The following is a 23,907-nucleotide window of genomic DNA, read 5'->3' as shown; positions in this document are numbered from 1 at the left end:
AGAATGGAAGCATGGGAATTAGCCGAACCGAAGCGTTGGACTGCTTTCGCAGCGATGATCTGATTGGAATTGGAATGGAAGCCGACGCCGTACGCCGCCGTCTGCACCCCGAAGGTGTCGTAAGCTACGCGATCGACGGAAGAGTCTCCTACACACAGTCCGCGACTGGCGCGGGTTTTGATCAGCTCTGCGAAGAGATCTCCCACATCCTGGAGAGAGGCGGCCACGGCGTGACGCTGCAGGGCGAAGTAACCCCGGCGCTCACAATCTCCTGGTTTGACGGGCTCTTTCGTAGCATCAAGAGACGCTTCCCTACCCTCTGGCTGCACTCCCTCTCGGCCAGCGAGATCCTCTCCATCGCGAACCAAACCGGAGCCACAGTAGAGGACACGATCGCGCGCCTGCACGACGCCGGACTGGACTCAATCCCCGGTGATGACGCGGGTATTCTCGACGACGCCGTACAGCAGGGTACGCGTACAAAGTGGACCACAGCAGACTGGCTCGCAGTCCATCGCGCCGCCCATAGGCTCGGCATGCCAACCACTGCGACGATGGTCTTCGGCGGTGGCGAAACGATGGAGCACCGCATCAATCACCTTGAAGCACTGCGCAGTCTGCAGGAAGAGACAAACGGTTTTGCCTCGTTCACGCCGTGGAGCTTCGCGCCAAAAGCCGCGTCCATGCCGGGGTTTGAGGAGGCAACGGCAGTCGAGTATTTGAAGACGCTGGCCATCTCGCGCATGGCCCTCGACAACATCGAGAATGTGCAGTCGAACCTCGAAACGCAGGGACTCAAAGTGTTGCAGGTCGGACTTCGCTTCGGTGGCAACGATGTAGGCAGTGTCCTGCACGCTGAGGGCGCCAATGCGGCGACTGAGGAGCAGTTGCGGCATGTGATTCGTGACGCAGGATTCAAGCCGGTGCAACGCGATACGGCCTACCGGACAATGTTCTTGAACTAAGAGCAGTCGTTGTCTCTTGCTGAAGTACAGCCGTCTTAACCCGATTTCAAGCGGTGATTCGCGTAGAATCGGTTGGGTACCCCCGAACCTTTCGTGGAGCAACGACCCTGCAATTCTCTCTTCAAACACTGACGTCCCAACTCGGGTTGCTGGTCGGTCCAAAGGGCTTCGGTCACTATTGGAAGACCCACTACGCAGACAAGACGTTCGAGCATCTGTATCGATGGAATGCCTTCGATACGGCAATGCTGATTCCCTACTTCATCGTCATGATTATTCTGGCATTTTATGGGATTCACCGCTATCAGCTCGTGTGGCTCTACTTCAAAAACAAGAAGAACGCTGCGAAGTGGAGTGAGCCGCCGATGCGGTTCGCAGAGGGGCAGCTGCCATTTGTCACGATTCAGCTGCCGATCTTCAATGAACAGTTTGTGATCGAGCGCCTGATCGAGGCGGTATGCAGCCTGGACTATCCGCGAGACCGGTTTGAAGTTCAGGTGCTGGACGACTCGACCGATGAGACGACCGAGGTGGCACGGGAGATAGTCGAACGCTATGCGCGCGGATTTGTCGGCATGGACCCGCAGCCAATTGTGTATCTGCATCGCAGCAACCGGCATGGGTATAAGGCGGGAGCTCTGGACAAAGGACTCGACGTTGCCCGGGGCGAGTTTGTGGCCATCTTCGATGCGGACTTTGTGCCGCCGCGCCAGTGGGTCATGCAGGTGATTCACCACTTCGCGCAGCCGGAGATCGGTATGGTGCAGACGCGGTGGACGCACCTGAACCGAAACTACAGCTTCCTGACGCAGGTCGAAGCAATTCTGCTGGATGGGCACTTTGTGTTGGAGCACGGAGGCCGAAGCCGGGCTGGAGTCTTCTTTAACTTCAACGGCACGGCTGGGATGTGGCGGCGAGAGACGATCTCAACCGCAGGCGGCTGGCAACACGACACCTTGACCGAGGATACGGACCTGAGCTATCGGGCTCAGCTGGTGGGATGGCAGTTCAAATATCTGCAGGACGTCGAATGTCCCGCTGAGCTGCCGATTGAGATGACTGCCTTCAAGACGCAGCAGGCGCGATGGGCGAAAGGCCTGATCCAGACGGGGAAGAAGATTCTGCCGCGAGTGTTGAAGAGCGATGCACCCTGGCATACGAAACTCGAGGCCTGGTATCACCTGACGGCGAATATCAGCTATCCACTGATGATCGTGCTGAGTGTGCTGTTGATGCCGGCGATGATTATCCGCAGTTGGCAGGGTTATATCCAGATGCTGCTGATCGACTTTCCTCTGTTCATCGCAAGCACCATGTCGGTTTCAACGTTCTACATGGTGAGCCAGAAGGAGCTCTATCCGAAGAGCTGGTACAAGTCGATCATCTACGTGCCGTTCGTCATGGCGCTGGGTGGAGTTGGATTGACCATTACAAATACCAAGGCTGTAATGGAGGCGCTGTTTGGAGTGAAGAGCGCATTTGCAAGGACACCGAAGTACAGCGTGAAGAAGAAGGGCGAGAAGAGTCAGGCGAAGGTGTATCGCAAACGGCTGGGCATCATTCCCTGGATCGAGATGGCGATCGGATGCTACTTTGCCTGGACGGTTTACTACGCAATTTCGACGGAGAACTTCTTTACGGTGCCCTTTCTCGTGCTGTTTGTCTTCGGGTACTGGTACACAGGCTTATTGAGCCTGCTGCAGGGTCGTTTCGAACGGAGCCGCGGTCCCGATCAAGAGATGCACGAGAAGCCTTATCCGGTGGGCGTTTAGACGATTGAGGCTGATAGACTGACTGGCTGATAGACTGACCATCAAGTCTCCAGAAGATCTGCAGGCAACATCGCGGCGCAGGAGACCAAAACAGGCTCATGATCACTGGCGCTTTTCTTCTCGTTGCAATCGTTCTTGGGTATCTGCTGACGGTGGGTCTGTCGATGGCGGCCACGTTCTCCATTGCCAGGTTTTTGCCCGATCTGGTCGCGCGGGACCATCGAATCACATCGACGTACAAGCTTCTTCAGGATGGGGTTTGGCTGGTGTGCACAGCGGTGGGAGGCTTTGCGGCGGCGCTCGTTCTGGGCACGGATCACTCTCCGTGGATTGGCAGCCTGTCTTTGATGGCCGTTCTCATGGGAGTCTTGTGGACAAATACCTGGGAGATGCGTCAGCGCGGAGTCGGACATCAGATGCTGATGAGCCTGGCAACGGTGGCCGGCGTGGGTGCAGGATTTTTTCTTCGACTACGATAGCCCTTTCGGAAACGGGCAAAGAACCAGCGTGTCTTGATCGTCACAAGATCAGGATTTAAACAAAAGGAGAGAGGCGGCGTGCCTCTCTTCTTTTGCCTTTTGCAGCTGCACCCAGCAGATAGCCGCTAAAAGCGAACACCAAAGGTAACCGGAATATATGTCGTCCGCGCGCTGGCCTGCGGAAACGCATTGAAGTAGCTTGTAGTGCCGCTGACATCGAACGGGCGCTTCTGATTGTCAGTCCAGACATACCGAGCCTCAGCGTAGAACTTCGTCGAGGCAAAACGCGAGAGCTTGTAGGTAATGCCAAGGCCGCCGTTCACACCGAAGGCATTGCTCGTATACCAGTCGATGGATTGATTGGCCGAGCACTGGTAGTAGCCATAGTATGGGTCGAAACATGTGCCAGTCACAGGAGTCGTGAAGTTGGTGTATTTGTGATAGAAGCCAAGGCCACCGACGACATATGCCCCAAAGGTATCGGACGTATAGTAGTTCACGATTGGATTGAGCGTGAAGGACCAGTCGTGGATGTTGCCGCCCAGTTGAGGGATCAGCGAGCAGTTGCCGGCGGCTTGGGCCGCCGAGGTGCACAATCCGTTGTAGATGGCAAGCTGGTTATTGAGAGTACTAGTCTGAAAGCCGAACTTATCGTAGTCGAACTGGGCGATGACTCCGAAGGTCTTGTTGAAGTTGCGCCCAATGCCAGCCTGGATCTTCCAACTTGGCGTTGCGTAGTTGTGGGTTCCGCCGGTCGGTAATGTGAAGCCACCACCTACAAGGAAGGTGTACTTCGCGGAACCGTCAGGATTGGTATGGCTATCGCTGTAGTTTGGACGGCTGTAACGGCGACGCGGCGGGGGCTGGTTTGCATCACTGCTGAGATTGAAGTCCACGGCGCTGGCGGTCTCGGAGCTGCCCGTGCTACTGCTGTAGCCAAGATCGTCCGGAGTGGAAAGATTGAGCGGTGCAACAAGACTCGCTTTTAAATTAACCGGCGGCAACGGCGATGCGGTACCGGCAGACTGTTGCGCGTGAAGGCCCAGGGTCCCTGCAGCTGCAAAAAAAGCGACTGCCGCGGTACGGCCAAGGATACGGTGTAGGCGATTCCCAATGATCGTGGTGTGCATCTTTGTGTGGCTCCCTTGGTGCTGTGAGGTTCTTCATGGGCTTGAACCCGACTCTAGCGCGCTTGTTGTGTAAGACGCAGGAAATGTCGTTTAGGATGACACTCCGGTGGAGTTTTTACATTTTACGTTGGCCAGAAGATACTGAGGAAAGAATAGTTACGGGCGCCCTGATGGTTTGGACGCCCGTAGTATCTCATGCCTTGGTTCGATCTTGTTTTTGGAGTTTCGCCACAGGCTGAAGCCCGTAATTGCTCTCCGAAACAGCGGTCTAGTGAATGTCGAACTGCTCAGGGTGCAGGCTGGGATCGGATTTGACGAGGATCGTCTTGCCGACCATCTCCTCCATCTCCTGAAGCCACTTGGTGCCTGGAGCCTTGAGCTGTTTGACGACCTCCGGGTTGACGCGAAGCATCACATCGCCGCGGTCGAGATGCTTCTGCATCTTGCGCATCTCGATGTAGATGTCGTTGCACACGGTGACGGGCGATTTGACCATGCCGGTACCGGTGCAGATGTTGCAGGTAGTGGACAGCGTACGCTCGAGCGACTGCTTCACTCGCTTGCGAGTGATCGCGACCAGGCCAAAGTCGTTGAACTGAAGAACCTTCGAAGGAGCGCGATCGGTCTTCAACTCCTCTTCGAGAGCAGCCATCACCTTGTTACGGTTCTTGCGCTCGTCCATATCGATGAAGTCGATGATGATGATGCCGCCGAGATCGCGCAGGCGAATCTGACGAACGATCTCCGGGATCGCATCAAGGTTGGTCTTGACGATGGTGTCTTCGAGGCGAGCCGTCTTGCCGACGAACTTGCCGGTGTTGATGTCGATTGCAACGAGCGCCTCGGTCTGGTTGATGACGATGGAGCCGCCGGACTTAAGCCACACCTTGGAGCGGAGCGCCTTGTTGATCTCTTCGGTGATGCCGAACTGCTCGAAGAGTGGAGTCTCTTTGGTGTAGAGCTTGACGCGACGAATCAGCGATGGCTGGAAGCGCTGCAGGAAGCGCAGAACACGCTCGTACTCGCTCTCGCTGTCGACCCAGATCGCGGAGAAGTTGTCCGTAACCTGATCGCGAAGGATGCGTTCAACGAGATTCAGATCATGATAGATCAGCGCGGGAGACTTCGAGGACTCGGAGCGCTGCTTGATATCAGCCCAGAGGTTGAGGAGGAAGCGGAGGTCAGACCGAAGCTCCTCTTCGCTAGCTCCCGATGCGGCAGTGCGAACGATGAACCCGCCCGAGGCCTCGCCCTTTTCGCTGAGCAGAATCTCCTTCAGACGTCGGCGTTCGCCATCGGATTCGATCTTGCGGGAGACGCCAGTGTGATTGACGGTCGGCATGAAGACGAGGAAGCGGCCAGGCAATGCAATGTGCGACGTGATACGCGCACCCTTCTTTGCGATGGGTTCCTTGGCGATTTGAACCAGGATCTCTTGTCCCGGCTTGAGGAGTTCGCTGATCGCCGGAAGATTAGTGGACTGCATCGAGCTGCGGCCACCACGTCGATCGCGGCCACCGCTGGCACGCTCGCGGTCGCCTGCGCCGCCGGTGTTGCGGGGGCGGTCGTTTCTATCACTGCTGCGGCCATAGCGGTCTCCGCGGCGGCCATCACGTCGACCATCGCGTCGGCCACGACCACGGTCCTGGTCGCGATTGCGATCAGTTGTGGGAGCTGCAGTACCAGCCTGCGCTTGATCGAAGCCATTGGCAGCTGCTTCGTCGCCTTCCACGAACTCTTCATGCAGAACATCCTCTTCGGTGTCAGACTCGTCGAGATCTTCTTCCTCCGTGTCCTCAAGATCCCCGACGAGAGGATCGTAGATGGCGTCCTCTTCTTCGAGGTCGTCCTCCTCTTCCTCGTCCACGTTGCCGGAGCGCGTGATCTGGTCGATGGACATCTCGCGGATCATGGTGCCAAGATCGGCTGCGCCTTCAAGAGTCTCTTCTTCCTCAAAGTCGTCCATCTCTTCGATGGAGCTGGCGTGAAGGGTGGTGCTGAAGTCTTCCTCGTCGAGCGTCTCCTCCTCCAGCGAGCCGATGCCAGGCGCGAAGTGCTGCGGAGCCGCCTGGTCTGCGACGACGTTATCGGCTGGATTCGCGACGGCAGTCTCGTGCTCAATCGGTGAGACAGTTTCGGTGGCATGCTCGGGCGTAAAGATCGCGACCGGAGCCTCAGAGTGCATCTCGCCGGTGGCGTGAAGCGTGGTCAGCTCGTGCGGCGCGGGAGCCGTCTCGGCGAAGACTTCAGGCTCAACATGGGTTGCGGCCGGGGTCTGCCAGTCAAATGGTTCGTAGGCGGCGTGCGCAGGCTCGGTGTGAAGCTGCGCAACATGCTCACCCGGAGCAGGCGTGATGCTGTGGGCCGCGCTGTGATCGTGAGCTTGCGGCTCGGCATGAGTCTCTGCGAGAACCTCCTCAGGCGCATCGAGCACAGGCGCGCTCTGGCGATACTCGCTGGGAGCTGCGGGATCGAGGCGGTAGGAGGCAGAGGCGTCGGTGGGTTCATACTCGACGGGCACGGCTGGTGTCTCGTGCTGTGGTTGTTCGTTCGAGGTGTGGTCGGGATGCGCTGCGAAAAGAACCTCCGGCTGCTCCTCAATCGTCTCGCCAACGCTGAATCCATCTGCTTCGCGAATGACTTCGGCGCGAGGCAGAGAAGGCGCAGGACTGTTATTTCGGTAGTCGGTGCGAGCCACCTGGCGATGCTCTGCGCGGGGCTGGTTGCGGCTCTCTGTGCGGGGTTCATTGCGACGATGGCGTGAGAGAGACTCGCCCGGGAGAGTCGAACCGCCGTCCCAGCCTTCCGGGATGCTGAACTCAGGCGCGGATGGAATGATGACGTTGGTCTCAGTAGGCTTGGACGATGTGACTACTGGCTCCTCGCCGCCCTTGCGGTACTTTGAGAGCGACTCGCCAGGGAGAACGATGGGCTCGGGCGCATTGGCGTTGAGCTCCGGAGCCTGATCGTAGGCGGGTGCGTCGTCCACGCCGTAGAGCGCAGTCTTGGGAGCAAAGCCGCGAGGGACGCGTGGCTCGCGGTCACGTCCGCCACGATCCCCACGGTTGCCACGGTCGTTGCGGCCTCCACGATTACGGTCTCCGCGATCATTGCGCGCACTACGGTCGTTAACCCGGTCGCGATTGCCACGGTCCGCGTTCTCCGGAGAAGAGGTGCTTGTCTCGGGGGCGCTATACGCAGAGGCGATCGGTGCAGTCGTGCTGCTGGCAGGCGCGACAGGTGCGGCAGCTCCGTCGATGTCGAAAGATTCTTCGTCATAGGCGGCTTCACTGGTGACGTTATCCGGAGTGGCGCTGGCGACGTTCGGCGACTCGTCGCGCTGCCCAGGGCCTCGGCCACGGCGACGGCCGCGGCGGCCACGCCAGCGGCGGCTGCCGTCAGCGCCAGGCGCTCCTTCGCCAATCTCGCCCGCGTCGTTTCGGTCGATGGCATTTTCAGTCGGCTGATCGGCAGAAAGAAAGTCGGCCGCGGGTGCGTTGAAGGTATCGTCCGGCGAAGCAGGCGCGAGAGGATCTGCAACAGGCTGACGGTCACGGTTGCCACCGCGGTCACGACGGCCTCTGCCGCCACGGCCACGGTCGCTGCGTCCGCCTCGATCATTGCGATCGCCGCGGTCCGTACGCTCGGAGGTGCGAACCCCGGAGTCGCTGGTCTGGCCGAGCCGATCCGGAGGGCTGGCTACCGTGCCTTCGATGGTGGTGGGGCTGGGGCTGCCGTTGCGGTCGCCACGGTCGTTGCGGCGGCCTTCGGAGCGGCGGACGGAGTCGCCGTTGGTATCGAAGTCAGCCGAATCGCCGGCTTCCTCCATAAAGTCCGTGATGTAGAGGAAGGCGTCGCGCTCGAGGCCGATATCCACGAAGGAGGACTGCATGCCTGGCAGAACGCGGGTGACTTTACCGTTATAGATGGATCCAGCGAGAGTGTATTCATTCTCGCGCTCGTAATAAATTTCGGTTAGATCGTCATTTTCGACGATGGCGAGACGAGTCTCGTGAGGGGTACTGGAGATATAAATTTCTTTCGACATTCGCTGTGCTCTTTCTGCCCGGCCTCTAAGAGGTTCGAGCGGCAGACGCAACAGAGAACAATCGGGAGTTCGCCTGACCCGGAGGGCAGGTTTGGCTCACCGTGGAGCGGACAGATTACGGGCTGCGGAAGCTCGTGAACAAGACTCGACGACCGGTGCGAGGTAGGAGTACAGCTCTGCCCTAGATGCAGCTGCTACGCTCAAGTGGAGCGCGGCTAGGGCAATACCGGGTAGATCGGGGACACGGGGGGATGCTTCAAGCAATTCGAAACATACGGAGTTTGTGACCAGAACAACCTCAAAATCAGAGATTTGAGGCGGGGCCGTTCGCCATCCGGATGCAATCATTCCCTAAAACCTGTCCGGCCAACGGATCGATGTCTCTGGCTGGCCGGCCTTTTCTTCTAAAAAGTCTTTTGTTGCCGCTGACTGGCGACCGTGCGCCCGAGTAGCGGGGTACACTGTGCGGCATCTACAGCCGAACAGGTGTTGCTAACAGTATTGCACTAAAGCCGCTGCAAAAGCCACACGGCATTCACATTCCTTTATTGTCTAACTGTAACCCCTTCCAATCCACTAGTTCACGAACCGTCGCATGCGGATGTTCATCACGATCCCAAGCGACAGAAAAGTAAACAGTACCGACGAGCCGCCATAGCTCAGCAGCGGCAGAGGAATCCCCGTAACCGGCATCAGGCCCACAACCATGCCAACGTTAACGGCAATCTGAAAGACGATCACTGCGACCACCCCCATGATGATGAAGCTGCCGGGTAGATCGGAGGCGGTCTGGGCGTTCTGAATCAGACGCATAAGAATAAGGAAGTAGAGCAGCAGAACCCCGATGGCACCCACAAAGCCGTGCTCTTCGCAGAAGGCCGCGAAGATAAAGTCCGTATAAGGAATGGGGAGAAAATCGCCCTGGGTCTGGGACCCCTTGTTCGCGCCCTTGCCCCAGATGCCGCCTGAGCCGACCGCGATCAGAGATTGGCGAATCTGGTAGCCGGAGCCGCGAGGGTCGGAGTCGGGATCCATAAAAGCGTTGATGCGCGCCTGCTGGTACGGCTTCAGGTGCTTGCCGCTCTTCCACGCGACACCACCGATAAGCGCCAGCGCAAGCACCACCAAACCAACCTGCTTGACGCGAATGCCGCCAAGAAACAACCCGCAGATCAAGATTGGCAGATAGGTCAACGCAGTCCCAAGGTCCGGCTGCTTAAGCACGAGTGCCATCGGGACAACGACCATCGCCGCGGCCTTGCCAATGTCGCCCCACGTAAGCTCCTTCCCTGCCAGCCCCCAGAAGTAGCGGGCCACCGCGAGGATTAGAACCAACTTCACCCACTCAGACGGCTGAAAGTGAATGCCACCGGGAAATTTAATCCAGCGGCGTCCGCCTAGGACTTTGGTCCCAACGATCAGCACAGCAATCAGCGAAAGCACGCTAACGCCATAGGCCCAGTGGACGATGTCGATCAGCCGGTGATAGTCGATCAGGGAGATGACAAACATCAGGAAGATGCCACCGGCAAGGAACTGGATCTGCTTATGGTCGAAGCCGTGAAACTTGGTGTGCAACGTAGCCGACTTGATCTCAAGCACCGAGATCAGCGAGAGCAGCAGCACGAATCCAAGAAGGACCCAGTCGAAGTCGCGGTAGGAGGAGAAACGGGGCATGGCTGGTCTGTCCTATTCAGCGCTCGGTACGGTTGGTGCTTCGCTGGTGGGATTCGTGGGCTTGGCAGGTTCAGGCTTGGCGGGCTCAGGTGTCGCTGCGATACGGATGTTATTGTCCAGCTTCCGCTGCTTGTTCACATACGCGTCAATGATTTGGGAGGCGAGCTTGGCCGAGTTGTTGCCCCAGTTGCCATGCTCCCAGAGCACCGCTACGACGATGTCGGGATTGCGCCGCGGAGCCATGCCGACAAACCACGCATTCGGCTCCGTGTTGTGGCCCTTGTTTGTCTTGGCAAGAGCATCATGGCCGATCACCTGAGCAGTTCCGGTCTTGCCTGCAAAGTCGACGCCTTCAAGGTGCGCAGCGTAAGCAGTACCGATCGGGCTGCTGGTCACGTTCGCCATGGCGTCGGTGATCAGCTGCCAGTTCTCCGTGGTCAGCGGGATGGTCGCGTCGCCGGAGCCGGGAAAGGACTCCTGAATTGCCTGCTGCATGTCAGACGGAACCTCATCGGCAAACACAACGTGAGGGCGCCGCAAAACTCCACCCGAGGCAATACCGCTAAGCGCACGCGCCAGTTGCATCGGCGTCGCGGTCACCGCACCCTGACCGATACCAACCGAAATCGTCTCTCCCGCAAACCACTTGTCATGCTGAGTCTTCAGCTTCCACGCTGTAGAGGGCATCGTACCGGCAACCTCATCGGGTAGGTCGATGCCGGTCTTCTGACCCAGCCCGACGGAGGTTGCGTACTTCGCGATCGTGTCGATACCGAGACGATTGGCGAGCGTGTAGTAGAAGGTGTCGCAGGAGTACGGGATCGCGTTGTTGATGTCCACCGCACCGTGATGTTTGTCGCAAGCGTAGAAGTGGCCGTAAAACTCGGCACCGCCGTTGCAGCTTACATGCATCGTCTGCGCCACATTCTCCTGCAGGCCCGCGACTGACATGATGATCTTAAAGGTGCTGCCCGGAGCAAGCTGCGCCTGAAGGCTCTTGTTCAGGAGCGGGTGATCGGGATTATTGATGATCTCGTTCCAGTAGTTTTTGGTCAGGCGCACGGAGAACTGATTGGGATCGTAGGTCGGGCGCGAGACCATCGCGAGAATCTCGCCGGTGTGAGGGTCCATCGCGACGATCGCGCCGTTCTTGCCATCGAGAGCTTTTTCCGCGGCGATCTGGAGGTCAAGATCGATGGTGAGTTTCAAGTCTTTTCCGGGAACGGCAAGCTCTTGCCCAAGGTGCCCAAGCTCCTTGCCGTGGCTATTGACGATGACATCGCGGCTGCCATCTTTCCCGCGAAGCAGAGAGTCGTAAGTCTGTTCCACGCCGGAGCGCCCGACCACATCGCCGGGAGAATAAAACGCATAACGCGGGTCGTCGAGCATCTGCTCCGAAACCTCGCCAACATACCCGATCAGGTGCGCGGCAAACCCGTCGCGAGGGTAGAGGCGGCGCTGCTCGTCGAGAGTTTCGAGCTCGGGGAGTTCATCGCGATGCGCGGCGATGAAGGCCTGCTCGTCGGGAGAGATGTCCTGTTTCAGCGGAATAGGCTGATACTTCGGCGCGATCTGGTAGCGACGCAGCGTGGCCTGAATCTGCTCGATGGGAATGTGCAGACCCTGCGAGATCAGAGGCAGATCGGCGTCGAAGTCTTTCACCTGCTCACGCAGCAGGTAGCAGGAGACCGAAGGATAGTTGTCGACAAGCAGCCGGCCCTCGCGATCGAAGAGGCGGCCACGTGGAGCGAGGATAGGAACCTTGCGAATGCGATTGGCTTCGGCGAGCGCGCGGAAGTTGTCCGCCCCCAGAACCTGCAGGCGCCAGAGCCCGGTAATCAGCACGATCAGAATGCCCGCAACAATATATTGGGCCGCATGAAGCTTTCCCGCAGAGACCTTCTCAGCCCTTCCGTTGGGGCCGAGGTCGTTCGGGTCGATATGGTGGCTCATTTGCATGGCTGAACTCAGTTTACGGCGAGAGCTGACGATCTGTGTCTACCACTGTTGTGTCGTAAGCACTGTGTAGACGGTTGATTTCGCATTTCAGTCGTTGCGCTTGGTGTTATCCAGCAGAAAAAAGATGGGAAGCGCGACCACCGTGTTGATCGCGGCACGGATAAACTCGTGGCCCCAATAGATGTGGAAGTTCGTCAGCCCCAGCAGGCGGCGATTGATGAGAAAGAGCAGAAAGCTATTGATAAGAAAGAAGCCAAAGTTGATGAGGATACGCGTCGTGAGGTTTTCCACGTCAACCTGGATGCCGATGCTGGCCGCAATGTAGCCGATAACGGACTTCGCCATGCCGTTGACCCCGATGGGCTGTGCGGTCAGGGCGTCCTGAAGCAGCCCAATGGCCGCGCCGGTAAGAGTTCCGGCGACGGGGTTGCGGCGCGAGACGGCAAAGAAGATGGTCACAATCAGGGGGAGGTCGAGGATGGCAAGCCGCGGAAAGGGCCGAGGTAGCAGCGCCTGCAGAAGGATCGCCCCCAGCGGAACCAGCAACGCAACGGCGGAGGGAAAGCTGTGCTGCTCTAGCTCTCGGCGGGATGTAAAGCTGCGGGTAGCCATGATGTTTTTAGCAGACTGCTACGGCTGAGGGTTAGGGGACTGGGTCTGTGGCTGGGCCGAGTCCGGTGGAGGCTGAGGTTTGCGAGGCTTCGGCTGGACCGGCTTCGGTGTCGCGGGTTGAGTCGTAGTGTCTGGCGTCGGCGTCTGTGGCACAACCGGATTAGCCGCCTCTGGAGCCCCGGGTTTGAGATTGGCTGCCGATGGCGTTGCTCCCGGCGAATAACGATCCGAGTGGAGGGTCGGAAGGGGCTTCGGAACCACGCTGACGGGCGGAGTCTTGGCAGCAGGTGTTGTCGCATCCCCCTTCTTGGTCGTGTCGTCGTCGCCCTCATGGATGCTGGGCAGACGGTCAGCCACGATCTGAGCCGCCGACCGCGCAGCAGCCTCAGCCGCCTGCTGATCCGCAAGCTGTTTGGCAGTTGCCTGCGCCTCGGCCGTCTCCACTCCTGCGACCAGATCCCTCTGGGCCGCCACGGGCAGCGTGGTCTGGGTCCCGGTGATCACCAGAACCTCCTCAAGTTGATTCAGATTAGCCGCGGGTCGAAGCTGGATGAGTGTGTAAGGCTGGTGATCCGGGTCCACCTTGATCGACTCGATAGTGCCGACGGAAAGTCCGCGCGGATAGACCTGGTCGCCGCCTGAACTGAGCACCTGTTCGCCGGGCTTGATGCGATCGTCCGGAGTTAGATTATTGATGAGGATCTGGCCGGTAGTGCTGCCGCGAAGAATCGCACGAATCCGCGTGGTCGCAAGCAGCACGCCTGCCCCCGAGGTCTGGTCGTTGATCAGCAGCACCTGCGAGGTATGCGGGAAGACGTCGCGGATCTTGCCGACGATACCGTCCGGAGTAATCACCGCCTGATCTGCCTTGAGACCATCCTTCGCGCCTTTATCGATATAGACCACGCGAGAGAGATCGTTGCCGCTCGTCCCGATCACCTGCGCCGCAACGGTAGTCGAAACATAGTGCTGCTGAAAGTCCAGCATGGCCTGTAGCCGATGTCCCTGCATGGCGTCTTCGGCGAAGGAGGCTTGCTCCAGCCGCAGCCGCGCAATCTGCTCCTGAAGATCGTGGTTCTCCTGCTTGGTATGGCGAAGATCCACATAGTTCGACCAGCCGTGGCGAAAGGTATAACCGATCCCATGAAAAAACCGCTCAAACGGCGTCACCACCGAGACAGCCCAGTAGCGAATAAGCGTAACCTTGCTGCTGTCCGGTGCGCCCGATTCGACCGGACGGCGAACCTGCACCGCGAGCCCGATCGTCTGGGCCAACAGAATCGCCACCAGCACCAGGACGTTTTTAAACCGTGTGAAGAAAGATTCCATGCGCTAGCACTGATTATCCGCGAAGTTAAGCGCAGACGGAGGTGGCGTGCTGGATGCGGAGGCCAACTTTTCTCTTCTCCTCAAGAACGAAATCTGCTGCCCGAACCGCAGGAGGACATGAGACCCTGAATCCGATTTATCGAGGTTAACCCATGCTGCGTTCCGCGCTTCTACTACTTTTGGTTACCATCCTCCCCCAACAGGAGACAGTCCGGTCCTACCCCGACACCGTTGAGGCAATCGGCCAAAACTACACGGCAGACGGCCAGTTCAAGATGCCCGAGCACTACCGCGAGTGGGTCTTCCTCAGCTCTGGCCTCGACATGAGCTACAGCCCTAAGCCGTCCATGCCGGGCCACTCCATGCCGGGCCACTCCACCTTCGACAACGTCTTCGTCAACCCCAGCTCCTATCGAGCCTTTCTTCAAACCGGAGCCTGGCCCGACAAGACCGTGCTCGTGCTCGAGATTCGCGGTGCTGAAGGGGCCAGCTCGATCAACCAGAGCGGCCACACCCAGTCGTCAGAGATCATGGGAATCGAGCTGCACGTCAAGGATGCAAAGCTCGAAGGCGGCTGGGGCTTCTTCGAGTTCGACGCCCCTAAAGGCACCGCCAAAGTGGTGGCTCGACCCGGCTCCTGCTACCAATGCCACGAGGCGCACGCCGCCGTAGACACGACATTCGTCCAGTTCTACCCAACTCTTCTGGCACTCGCAAAGACTAAAGGCACACTAAGCCCGGCCTACCTCAAAGAGGTCAACGCATCTCCAACAGGCAAATAACGCTCTCCCAGCAGCTTACTTCGACTGAAACAGCAGCGGCGCAAACTGGCTCAAGTTATCCCGCCACACCATCCACGTGTGATACCCAGGAGTCTCAATCTGCTTGACCGCCATCTTCTTGTTCTTGAGAAACTCCACCAGCTTCCGGTTCGGCTCGATCAGCGAATCCTCCGTCCCACACGCTACCCACAGCAGGCGAAGGTCCGCCGTCCTGGGATCGAGCGCAGCCAGTTTGGTCTCGTAGTTAAGATTGTGCACGGCCGAGCTGAATCCCCCCACCCACGCAAACTTGTCCGTATGCGACAGCCCGATCGACAGGCTTTCGAGCCCGCCCATGGACAGTCCAACGATAGCCCGATCCTTCCGATCCTTCGACACGTGGTACTCCGCCTCGACACGAGGAAGCACCTCCGTAAGCAGCGCCTTGGTAAACAGATCCGTGTTGCGATCGATAGCGGCAGGATCCTCCCATACATGAAACTGGTGCAGGAACGACATATCCCCGTAGCCCAGCGGCATCACCACCACCATCGGCTTGATCTTGCCCTGCGCCAGCAGATTGTCGAGCATCAGATCCGCTCGACCCACCGCCGTCCAGCCCGAGTCCGAGTCGCTCCATCCGTGCAGCAGATAGAGCACCGGATAAGGTTGAGGAGCCTTCGGATCATAGCCCGGCGGCGTGTACACGTAGTACCGGCTCTGATTTTGCGGCAGCCCCAGAACAATATTCGTCGTGTAGTTGTAGTGGTGCAGAACGCCGTGCGGAACGTTGGTCATCTCCCACAGCTGCGGCGTATCGCCCGGTACTATTAGCTCATTCGCTATATCCACTAGGTTAATCGTCGTATCCGGATTGGCAGGGTCCAGCCGGAAGTCGCCGTCCGCCTCGAAGTGATATCCATAGATCTCGGGCGCCAGCGCCGGCGTCGTCACCGTCCAGGTGCCCGCCGCATCCTTCTTCATGGGCAACTTCTTCGGCAACCCGCCCACCACGAGCTCCACCTTGCCGGCCGCGGCATCCTTATAGGCGAAGGTCACCGTCCGGTCCGAGTGAACCTCGATTGAAGAGAACGGTTTGACAGCTTGAGCCGAAAGAAACAGCGGCGCGGTGACAGTGGATAACAGGGCCAGACCTCGAGCGAATCTGCGAGCAGTCCGCAGTTTGGTGAAGTTCATACGAGTCAGTTTAGCCGAGCTTACGAACTACGGCACCGCAACAGCGCATAATAAGGAGAATGGCCTTTCGCTCCGGTTTCGTCTCCATCATCGGTCGCCCCAACGCGGGCAAATCCACTCTGCTGAACGCCCTGCTCGGGCAGAAGCTGGCTATCGTCACACACAAGCCGCAGACGACGCGCACCCGCATCCACGGCGTTCTCGAAGTTCCCCTGAAGAAGAAAGCCAAAGGCGAGCCCGGACATCCCGCCGCGCAGGTCGTTCTGGTCGACACACCCGGCATCCACAAGCCCGACACGCAGCTCGACAAAAGGATGATGCAGGAGGTTCACGATGCGCTGGAGTCGCGCGACGCCGTCCTGTTTATCGTCGACGTGACCCACCGCCTGCCAAAGGCCCTGGGAGAGAAAGACAGCGGAAAAGCCACAGGCCGCATGGGCATGTCCGCCGCTGAAGACGACTTCGCCCTCTCGCTGATCAAAAAGCTCGAATGTCCCGTCATCCTCGTCCTTAACAAGATGGACGCGATCCCCAAGAAAGACCTGCTCCCGCTGATCGCGCACTGGTCCACGCTTCATCCCTTCGCCGATGTGATTCCCATCTCAGCCCGCAAGAAGGAGGGCCTCGATCTTCTCCTCGAGAAGATCGTCGGCCAACTCAAAGAGGGCCAGCGCTACTTCCCCAAGCATCAACTGACCGACCAACCGGAGCGCTTCCTCGTCGCTGAACTCATCCGCGAAAAGATTCTCATGCTCACCGGCGAAGAGGTCCCCTACGCCACCGCAGTCGTCATCGAGAAGTTCGAAGAGCCCGCGTCCATGAAAAAGACGAAGGACGGCAAACTGCCAGTGACGAAGGTCTCAGCCGCGATCTTCTGCGAACGCACCGGACAAAAGGCGATCCTCATCGGCAAGCAGGGCGAGATGCTGAAGCGCATCGGCACCGCAGCCCGCAAAGACATCGAATCGCTCCTCGGCACCCGCGTCTTCCTCGAACTCTTCGTCAAAGTTCAGGAAGAGTGGCGCTCCAGCCGCGGCTTCGTCGAAGACCTCGACTGGCGCCGCCAACTCGAAGAGATCGCCGCAAAGCAAGCCGCAGAAGAAAAGTAACAGCAGACAAAGTATCATTCCCGAATAAATCTGCTTCAGCCGCTGCCCCTCTTGTTGTCATTCCCTAAGGGAATCTGCTTCTGCCATTGCCTTTTCTGGTTGTCATTCCCGAAGGGAATCTGCGTTTACAGTCTCTACCCCCTCGCACAAACACTCACTCCTTCACGCTAACGCCCAGAGCCTTCATCTTGCGATACAGATGGCTACGTTCAAGACCCAACCCCTCGGCGGCGCGACTGACATTGCCATGAAACTCATCTAACTTTTTCAAGATGTAGTCGCGCTCATACGCCTCACGCGCCTGCAGCAGGCTGGTGAACTCCTCGCGTCCATTAGCCTTGTTGGAGTCCTTAGCCGAGTCACGATAAACCAGCATCGGCAGATGTTTGCGCTCAATCCGCTGCGTCTTCGGGTTCAGGATCAGCACGCGCTCGACGAGATTGCGCAGCTCGCGCACGTTGCCCGGCCAGTGGTACTGCTTCAAAGCAGCCAGCGCATCCTCGGTCATCTCAACATGAGGACGGCCATACTCCGCACCGAACTGCTGCAGAAACTCTTTGACCAACAGAGGAATATCCTCCTTGCGGTCGCGCAGAGGCGGCACAAAAAACGGAATGACATTCAGTCGATAGAACAGATCTTCGCGAAAGTTACCGCGAGCAATCTCCTCTTCAAGGTCCTTATTCGTTGCTGCAATAACCCGCACATCGACGTGCACAGGATGCGACGCGCCAACCGGCAAAAACCGCTGCTCATCGAGCGCCCGCAGCACTTTGGCCTGCGTCTTCAAGCTCATATCGCCCACCTCATCGAGGAAGAGTGTGCCTCCATCCGCGCGCTCAAACGTTCCGCGCTTCTCGGTCGGACCGCCAGGCACCGCACCGTGGCGATAGCCGAAGAGCTCGCTCTCGATGTAATCCTCCGGGATCGCCGCACAGTTGAGTTCCACAAAAGGCCGGTCCTTGCGCAGGCTCTCCGCATGCATCGCCCTGCCGACAAGCTCCTTCCCTGCCCCGGACTCTCCATAGATCAGCACGCGCCCGTTTGTGGGCGCCATCAGCTTGATCTGCTGGCGCAGCGCCTTCATCGGAACAGAGTTCCCCGTCACCGTCCCCTTTGTAAGCTGGCGCGAAAACTCCTGGTTGTCCTCGCGCATTTGGCGAGCCTTCATCGCATTCTTCAGCACGATCAGTGTGCGATCGAGCGAGAGAGGCTTCTCAAGAAAGTCATAGGCCCCAAGCTTCGTAGCGCGCACCGCAGCTTCGATCGTGCCGTGGCCGCTGATGATGACAACCTCTGGCACGTTGCTCGACTCCATCTGCCGAATCTCGGTCAAAGTATCGAGACCGTCACGATCCGGCAACCAGATATCGAGCAGAACCACGTCGTAGGCAGCATCCCGAAGCAGCTCGAGAGCTTCACGCGCAGTAGCAGCAGTGGTGACGAGGTAATCCTCTTCACGAAGAATGCTTTCGAGCGACTCGCGAATCTCGGCTTCGTCGTCGACGATCAGTACATGGTTCATTGGGGGCCTCTGGGGAGGGTGGAGGCTAAGTCGTCCTGTGCTTTTGTGTCGCCGTGAACTGGAAGCTCTATAGCAGATTCAACTGCAGCCACTGCAGCATGGCCGTTCTGCGGCGTGGCGAATCCACTGAAGGCCGCCGGCGCGTCCGGGTCGCTGTCGGTCGAGAGGGCCGGTCGCAGTTCGATGATGAATCTTGCACCCGCAGGCTCATTCTTCTCCGCGCGGATCGTGCCCTGGTGCTCCTGGATTATCTTCGCGGCAATCGCCAGTCCAAGTCCCGTGCCGCGCTGCTTGGTAGAAAAATACGGCAGAAAGAGGCGCTCGCGCATGTCATCGGTGAGACCGGAGCCGCTGTCTGCAATGGCAAGCTCGACCATCCCGTTCTCCAGCAAACACGTGCTGATCTGCAGCTCGCGATAGAGGCTCTGCTGCATCGCCTCGGCGGCATTGTCGATGAGGTTGCCAAGCGCCCGCTTCAGCGCCTCCGGGTCCGCCATCACCAGCGGCAGGTCGATGCTCATCTTGCGCACGATGCGGACCGTCTGCATCCGTCCAGCAAACAGCGCGAGTGAGTTCTCCACAATCGTGTTGAGGTCCGCAGGCTTTGGCCGAGCCGTCGGAAACTCCGCGAGCGCGGCAAACTGATCGACCAGCGACCGCATACTCTCAACCGAAGAGGTAATGACCTCCGAGCATCGGCGAATGACAGCGATCGACGGCGACTCCGGAGCGCTGACAGACGTGGCCTCAGCGACAGCGCGCGCAAGGCGGTCAATATGCCGGCGAATCTGTTCTGCGCTAAGACTGATCGGAGTAAGCGGATTCTTAATCTCGTGCGCCACACGCCGCGCCACCTCCTTCCACGCCGACTGCTTCTGCGCTCGCAGCAGCTCCGTCGCGTTTTCCAGCACAATCACATAGCCCTGATGCTCCCGGCGCATCCGTTCCGTAGCCGCCGGCATCTCCAGCAGAGCAACCGTAGCCAGCAGGTTCATCGTCCCGCCAAACCTGTCGCCCGAGCTTTGAGGAAAACCAGGAATCTCAATCTCACTCGACGCCGACCCCATGCGATGACTGCGTTTAATCAGACGATCAAGCACCTCAGACACCTCAGGCGGAAAGACCTCCTCCATCACCAGCCCATAGAACGGCCTCTGCCCGCCCGGGTCCATCATCTCGCTAAGCGCCCGGTTGGCAAGAATAATGCGCCGATCGGTATCGAGCGTCGCCACACCATTCGGAATCGTCTCGAGCATCGTCTCAAGCTCGCCGCGCCTGGCCTCCAGCGCCGTATTCGCCGCGCTGAGCTGCACCGTCGACTCCTCCACCGCGCGTCGACTGCCCTCAAGATCGGCCGCCATGTGGTTGAAGCTGCGCACCAGCTCCCCCAGCTCTTCGGTCGCGCTCTCCTGCACGCGATGGCCGTAATCCCCCTGCGCGATCGCCTCCATCGCATCCGCCAGCGCCTCCACCGGCTTAGTCACCTGCTTCGACAGATGCAGCGCCAGCCAGCACGACGCAAACAGCGCAAGGCTCGTCATCATCATCAGCAGCAGCATATAAAGATCACGGATCTGCCGCCGCTCGCTGTAGAGCACCCAGTACGCATCCGCCGCCTTGCGCAGATTCGTCATCGTCGCCGCCATCCCAAACGGCATCGGCAAACCAACCACCACAGTCTCGCCCTGTTTTAATGTCGATGCGCCTAGCGCATAGTCCGTAGCGCCAAGAGAAAAAACCGGCTGATCCACGCGCTGCGCCGCAGTCAAAATCGCAGCATCCACAGGATCAGCTTGTCTCTGGGCGCTCGACTCATCCGTATCGGCCCCGGCCACCTGATCAGGAAGCCACACCTTGACCTGCGCCGTCGTCCCAGCCCGCTGCGGCATATGAAACGAAGCCACTACGCGGCCCTCGCGATAGACGATCGCAAAGCCATTCTGCAGTGTGATCTCATGCTGTCGCAGCACATCATGGATCGCCTCGCGATTCCTAGACACAGCTAAAGACACAGCCGATGGTGCCGCCGCATGCGCAGGCAACGCCCCACGGTTCGAGCGCCGGTCAGAACCCCGGCCCGAAGCACCCGCCCGACCGCCACCCGCCGCCTTGGCCACAGGAGCAATCACCGGCGCAGCCGGCAAACTGGCAGCAATTGAATCCGCCTCAGCGCGAGCATTCGCCGTCGTATAGTGCGCCAGCTCCAGCGCCATATTATTGCTGTCTTCGCGCATATCCGTCACCGGCTGCGTAAACCAGCGATCCACCGCGCGATTCATCAGCTGATAACTGAACGCAAACATTGAAGCAATCGGAACCAGGCTCACCAGCACCGCGCCCCACAACATCCGCGTGCGCAGACGCGTCCCCATCACCCGGCTGCGCTGGTCCGCATACAGCTTCAACACATTGCGGACCAGCAGCAGCAGCACCGCAACAAACAGAAGAAAAGCCACAATCGACAGCCCCGTAAAGATGACCGTCTGCTGCGTACTCGCGGGCTTTGGCAGCTGCGTATTAAACGCATTCAGCGTCGCCAGCGCCACAAAGAGGATAAGCAGGCACGTCCCCAGAGCCACGATCCAAATCTTTCGCCGGTTCGCAGTCGCGCCCATGCCCGCCCTCCTAAGTCCCCCGATTATATGCGGCCACACGCTCGTCGATCGCCCATACCGCAGCAGCTAAACGAGCTTCGCAACCGCCTGCCACTCACGCTTCTGCGCTTGCGCCACCGCACCATACGTCAGCACGCCGTTGAACGTATTCACGCCCTCGGCAATGCCCTTGTCTTCGCTGATCGCCGCATTCGCCCCCAGCCGCGCCAGCTTCAGCACACAAGGAAACGTCGCATTCGTCAACGCAAGCGTCGAGGTATTCGGCACCGCGGCAGGCATATTCGTCACGCAGTAGTGCACCACGCCGTTCACTTCATAAGAAGGATTCGAGTGTGTCGTCGGGTGCGCCGTCTCGATGCAGCCGCCCTGGTCGATAGCCACATCCACGATCACCGCGCCCTTCTTCATCTTCGCCACCATCGCCTTAGTCACGATCTTCGGCGCAGCCGCACCCGGAATCAGAACGCCGCCGATCACCAGATCAGCCTCCCGAACCGCATGCTCAATGTTGTAGCTGTTCGACGCAACCGTATAGATCCGTCCGCCAAAGATGTCATCCAACTCGCGCAGCCGATTCAAATTCAAATCGATCAGCGTCACCTTCGCGCCCATGCCCAGCGCAATCTTCGCGGCGTTCGTCCCCACAATACCGCCGCCAATAACGCAGACATTCCCCGGAGGCACACCCGGAACGCCGCCCAGCAGAACTCCGCGCCCACCATGCTCCTTCTCAAGATAAGCTGCGCCAACCTGCACGCTCATGCGTCCAGCAACCTCGCTCATCGGAGTCAGCAGCGGCAGCGTGCCCGCGCGATCGCGAACCGTCTCATATGCAATCCCCGTCACCTTCGAGTGAAGCAGTGCGTCCGTCAGATCGTTCAGCGGAGCCAGATGGAGATATGTGAAAAGTACCAGCCCCTCGCGAAAGTTCTTGTACTCCTTCTCGACCGGCTCCTTCACCTTGACGACCATCTCCGCCAGCCGCCACACATCGTAGGCCGAGCCAACAATCTCGGCGCCCGCGGACTGGTACTCGTCGTCCGGCATAGCCGACAGCGCGCCTGCATCATGCTCCACGAGAACCTTGTGTCCTGCCTCGACCAGTGCTTTCACGCCCGCCGGGGTCACCCCGACGCGGCTCTCGTGATCCTTAACTTCCTTTGGCACACCAATAATCATTCGTCTGTCTCCACTTTGCTTGATGCTGCCTTCGATTGTATCTATTTGCGCCGAAACGATGTCACAGCAACATGAGAAGCTTCCCATAGTTCGCTTCCACAAGCGAACCCAGGCGAGGACCCCATCAGGAAAGCGGAGACCAAACGTAGCATCCGGCTCAACTTCGATTAGATTGGGCAGATGCGGGCAATCGTCCCAGGCGATTTAAACTCAATCGAGTTAGACCAGACCAGGCGAGACCGTCGTCTGCTGCTGGTCCTGCTCCTCGTTCCCGTACTCCTTTCGCTGGCCACAGTATGGGCACTCGATCATACCCGCGCAAACAAGTCGCTCTTCTCTATTACCAACTTCGTCGGGCCAACCACGCGCAGCCTGCTGACCGGCGGCGGTATCACAGTCTGCACCGAAGAGATGGGAACCCGCGGCAATCCCATCTGCTTCCACGCCGCGCGCATGCCGGCTACCGCAGTCGTCGTTGCCTCAGGCATTCGACTCCTGGGCGATCGCTATATTCCAGTCGTCTGCTTCAAGACAATCCTCCTGTTGTTGCCGGTCGAGTTCGCCCTCTATCTCGCATGGTGTTGTCTGCCGCAGCCGCCCGGTCGCAGAGCGTTGACGATCCTGCTGCTTCTCGTTCCGTTTTTGATTCCGGCGTTTCTGGCCGACGTAACCAATCTGCAGGTAGACGAAGGCTTCTCCTACAGCTTTCTGGCGCTGGGCGCGGCAATTCTGTTCTTCGGCCAGCCCGGACGGAGAACCGTTGGAACGGCAAGCCTGCACGGCACTCACAGGGCTCTATTGTTCGCGGCGGCGCTCGATGGGCTTTACCTCTCGAAGAGCGGAATGCAACTTGCCGTGCTGGTTCTGTTGGCAGGCTTCCTCGCTTTAGAGAAGCAGACAAGCCTGCGTTGGCTCGTCCTCCTGCTGGTTGCGGCAGCTCCTCTCGGGTGGGCGCTGCATCAGCATCACGCCAGCGGCCGATACAGCTTGGGAACCAGCTTCGACGGAATCAATCTGCACAAAGGCAACAACGCAGGCTTTCTACGAAACTACCCGCCGCCGCACGGCGACTCGCTCGACTGGTACGACTTTGAACTGAACCGCGGAGTAAGTTTCCCGGACGAGTGGAGCTTCAACGACTATCACCTGCGATCGGCGTTCGAGTACCTGCGGACTCATCCCCAGGAGACGCTGTCAGGAGATGCTCGCAAGCTGAAGATCCTCTTCTTTTCACTCGAAAAATACGGTTCCACCGCAAGTTTAGGGGGTCGACGGCTGATCGAAATCGCCGGAATGCTCGCCTTCAGGTTGATCTTCTGGATCGCGACCGCCAGTTCAATCTTTCTTCTGCTTCGACACCGTCCACCAGCAGACCGATGGTTGCGCGTGGAGGCGGCTACTTTTCTTGCCCTGGTCGCAGCCTCCACCCTTCCCTTCCTGGTCGGCTTCGCCTACACCCGGCACGTCAGCATTCTCATCTATCCCTCGGCGCTCTTCTGCTGTCGGCTGCTGTGTGAACCAGAACGGAACTAACACGGAAGAGGCATGCT

At 59.0% G+C, this 23,907-nt stretch carries 16 protein-coding genes; 6 read left to right on the top strand and 10 right to left on the bottom strand.

Features of this window, described 5'->3' with window-relative positions:
• Positions 1-11 precede the first annotated feature (11 nt).
• The 3 genes from RBB75_RS12960 to RBB75_RS12950 all read left to right on the top strand — a co-directional run bounded on the left by RBB75_RS12960 (position 12) and on the right by RBB75_RS12950 (position 3,216).
• Positions 12-965 (top strand): radical SAM protein, encoded by a 954-nt coding sequence (locus tag RBB75_RS12960; RefSeq protein WP_179637182.1) that lies wholly within the window; start codon positions 12-14, stop codon positions 963-965.
• A 269-nt stretch (positions 966-1,234) separates the two neighbouring features.
• Complete coding sequence (locus tag RBB75_RS12955) at positions 1,235-2,737, top strand: glycosyltransferase (RefSeq protein WP_257031029.1); 1,503 nt, start codon at positions 1,235-1,237, stop codon at positions 2,735-2,737.
• A gap of 98 nt (positions 2,738-2,835) precedes the next feature.
• Positions 2,836-3,216 (top strand): hypothetical protein, encoded by a 381-nt coding sequence (locus tag RBB75_RS12950; RefSeq protein WP_179637181.1) that lies wholly within the window; start codon positions 2,836-2,838, stop codon positions 3,214-3,216.
• Between the two features lie 125 nt (positions 3,217-3,341).
• Here the strand turns inward: RBB75_RS12950 and RBB75_RS12945 are convergent, their stop codons facing one another.
• From RBB75_RS12945 to mreC, 6 genes are all read right to left on the bottom strand, one after another.
• A complete protein-coding gene (locus RBB75_RS12945) occupies positions 3,342-4,346 on the bottom strand; it encodes a hypothetical protein (protein WP_353068304.1) in 1,005 nt (334 codons plus the stop codon).
• Between the two features lie 268 nt (positions 4,347-4,614).
• Positions 4,615-8,394: an Rne/Rng family ribonuclease gene (locus tag RBB75_RS12940; protein ID WP_353068303.1), complete on the bottom strand. Its 3,780-nt coding sequence runs from the start codon at positions 8,392-8,394 to the stop codon at positions 4,615-4,617.
• A 576-nt stretch (positions 8,395-8,970) separates the two neighbouring features.
• A complete protein-coding gene (rodA, locus tag RBB75_RS12935; protein WP_353068302.1) occupies positions 8,971-10,071 on the bottom strand; it encodes a rod shape-determining protein RodA in 1,101 nt (366 codons plus the stop codon).
• Between the two features lie 12 nt (positions 10,072-10,083).
• Complete coding sequence (gene mrdA / locus RBB75_RS12930) at positions 10,084-12,030, bottom strand: penicillin-binding protein 2 (RefSeq protein ID WP_353068301.1); 1,947 nt, start codon at positions 12,028-12,030, stop codon at positions 10,084-10,086.
• 87 nt (positions 12,031-12,117) lie between these two features.
• The gene (gene mreD / locus RBB75_RS12925) at positions 12,118-12,642 is read right to left on the bottom strand and encodes a rod shape-determining protein MreD (protein ID WP_179637176.1); all 525 of its coding nucleotides are present in this window, start codon (positions 12,640-12,642) and stop codon (positions 12,118-12,120) included.
• A gap of 18 nt (positions 12,643-12,660) precedes the next feature.
• Positions 12,661-13,971, bottom strand: coding sequence for a rod shape-determining protein MreC (gene mreC / locus RBB75_RS12920; RefSeq protein ID WP_179637175.1), 1,311 nt, complete (start codon positions 13,969-13,971; stop codon positions 12,661-12,663).
• Between the two features lie 152 nt (positions 13,972-14,123).
• Here mreC and RBB75_RS12915 point away from each other — a divergent pair, with 152 nt between their 5' ends.
• A complete protein-coding gene (locus RBB75_RS12915) occupies positions 14,124-14,753 on the top strand; it encodes a cytochrome P460 family protein (RefSeq protein ID WP_179637173.1) in 630 nt (209 codons plus the stop codon).
• Between the two features lie 15 nt (positions 14,754-14,768).
• On the opposite strand, the gene RBB75_RS12910 is transcribed toward RBB75_RS12915, so the two are convergent.
• Positions 14,769-15,929: an alpha/beta hydrolase gene (locus tag RBB75_RS12910; RefSeq protein WP_353068300.1), complete on the bottom strand. Its 1,161-nt coding sequence runs from the start codon at positions 15,927-15,929 to the stop codon at positions 14,769-14,771.
• A gap of 59 nt (positions 15,930-15,988) precedes the next feature.
• On the opposite strand from RBB75_RS12910, the gene era reads away from it, so the two are divergent.
• The gene (gene era / locus RBB75_RS12905) at positions 15,989-17,038 is read left to right on the top strand and encodes a GTPase Era (RefSeq protein ID WP_179637169.1); all 1,050 of its coding nucleotides are present in this window, start codon (positions 15,989-15,991) and stop codon (positions 17,036-17,038) included.
• A gap of 154 nt (positions 17,039-17,192) precedes the next feature.
• Here the strand turns inward: era and RBB75_RS12900 are convergent, their stop codons facing one another.
• The 3 genes from RBB75_RS12900 to ald form a co-directional block, all read right to left on the bottom strand.
• Positions 17,193-18,563 carry a sigma-54-dependent transcriptional regulator gene (locus tag RBB75_RS12900; RefSeq protein WP_179637168.1) on the bottom strand — a complete coding sequence of 457 codons (1,371 nt, stop codon included), beginning with the start codon at positions 18,561-18,563 and terminating at the stop codon, positions 17,193-17,195.
• Positions 18,560-21,178, bottom strand: a complete 2,619-nt coding sequence (locus RBB75_RS12895) for a sensor histidine kinase (protein ID WP_353068299.1) — start codon at positions 21,176-21,178, stop codon at positions 18,560-18,562. The genes RBB75_RS12900 and RBB75_RS12895 overlap by 4 nt, the downstream gene beginning before the upstream one ends.
• A 66-nt stretch (positions 21,179-21,244) precedes the next feature.
• On the bottom strand, positions 21,245-22,357 hold the full coding sequence (ald, locus tag RBB75_RS12890; protein WP_179637164.1) for an alanine dehydrogenase: 1,113 nt from the start codon (positions 22,355-22,357) through the stop codon (positions 21,245-21,247).
• Positions 22,358-22,537: 180 nt separating this feature from the next.
• Between ald and RBB75_RS12885 the strand changes: the two genes are divergently transcribed.
• Positions 22,538-23,890 carry a hypothetical protein gene (locus RBB75_RS12885; RefSeq protein WP_353068298.1) on the top strand — a complete coding sequence of 451 codons (1,353 nt, stop codon included), beginning with the start codon at positions 22,538-22,540 and terminating at the stop codon, positions 23,888-23,890.
• Positions 23,891-23,907 lie beyond the last annotated feature (17 nt).

The sequence above is a fragment of the Tunturibacter empetritectus genome (assembly GCF_040358985.1).
Classification (GTDB): Bacteria; Acidobacteriota; Terriglobia; order Terriglobales; family Acidobacteriaceae; genus Edaphobacter; species Edaphobacter empetritectus.
Note: the sequence above shows the minus strand (reverse complement) of the source record. Positions and strands in the feature narration are given on the sequence as shown.

Bases quoted from the DNA above. Each gene is read 5' to 3' on its own strand.
- RBB75_RS12960 (WP_179637182.1), top strand. From the start codon at position 12: ATGGGAATTAGCCGAACCGAAGCGTTGGACTGCTTTCGCAGCGATGAT.
- RBB75_RS12955 (WP_257031029.1), top strand. From the start codon at position 1,235: ATGATTATTCTGGCATTTTATGGGATTCACCGCTATCAGCTCGTGTGG.
- RBB75_RS12950 (WP_179637181.1), top strand. From the start codon at position 2,836: ATGATCACTGGCGCTTTTCTTCTCGTTGCAATCGTTCTTGGGTATCTG.
- RBB75_RS12945 (WP_353068304.1), bottom strand. From the start codon at position 4,346: ATGCACACCACGATCATTGGGAATCGCCTACACCGTATCCTTGGCCGT.
- RBB75_RS12940 (WP_353068303.1), bottom strand. From the start codon at position 8,394: ATGTCGAAAGAAATTTATATCTCCAGTACCCCTCACGAGACTCGTCTC.
- rodA (WP_353068302.1), bottom strand. From the start codon at position 10,071: ATGCCCCGTTTCTCCTCCTACCGCGACTTCGACTGGGTCCTTCTTGGA.
- mrdA (WP_353068301.1), bottom strand. From the start codon at position 12,030: ATGCAAATGAGCCACCATATCGACCCGAACGACCTCGGCCCCAACGGA.
- mreD (WP_179637176.1), bottom strand. From the start codon at position 12,642: ATGGCTACCCGCAGCTTTACATCCCGCCGAGAGCTAGAGCAGCACAGC.
- mreC (WP_179637175.1), bottom strand. From the start codon at position 13,971: ATGGAATCTTTCTTCACACGGTTTAAAAACGTCCTGGTGCTGGTGGCG.
- RBB75_RS12915 (WP_179637173.1), top strand. From the start codon at position 14,124: ATGCTGCGTTCCGCGCTTCTACTACTTTTGGTTACCATCCTCCCCCAA.
- RBB75_RS12910 (WP_353068300.1), bottom strand. From the start codon at position 15,929: ATGAACTTCACCAAACTGCGGACTGCTCGCAGATTCGCTCGAGGTCTG.
- era (WP_179637169.1), top strand. From the start codon at position 15,989: ATGGCCTTTCGCTCCGGTTTCGTCTCCATCATCGGTCGCCCCAACGCG.
- RBB75_RS12900 (WP_179637168.1), bottom strand. From the start codon at position 18,563: ATGAACCATGTACTGATCGTCGACGACGAAGCCGAGATTCGCGAGTCG.
- RBB75_RS12895 (WP_353068299.1), bottom strand. From the start codon at position 21,178: ATGGGCGCGACTGCGAACCGGCGAAAGATTTGGATCGTGGCTCTGGGG.
- ald (WP_179637164.1), bottom strand. From the start codon at position 22,357: ATGATTATTGGTGTGCCAAAGGAAGTTAAGGATCACGAGAGCCGCGTC.
- RBB75_RS12885 (WP_353068298.1), top strand. From the start codon at position 22,538: ATGCGGGCAATCGTCCCAGGCGATTTAAACTCAATCGAGTTAGACCAG.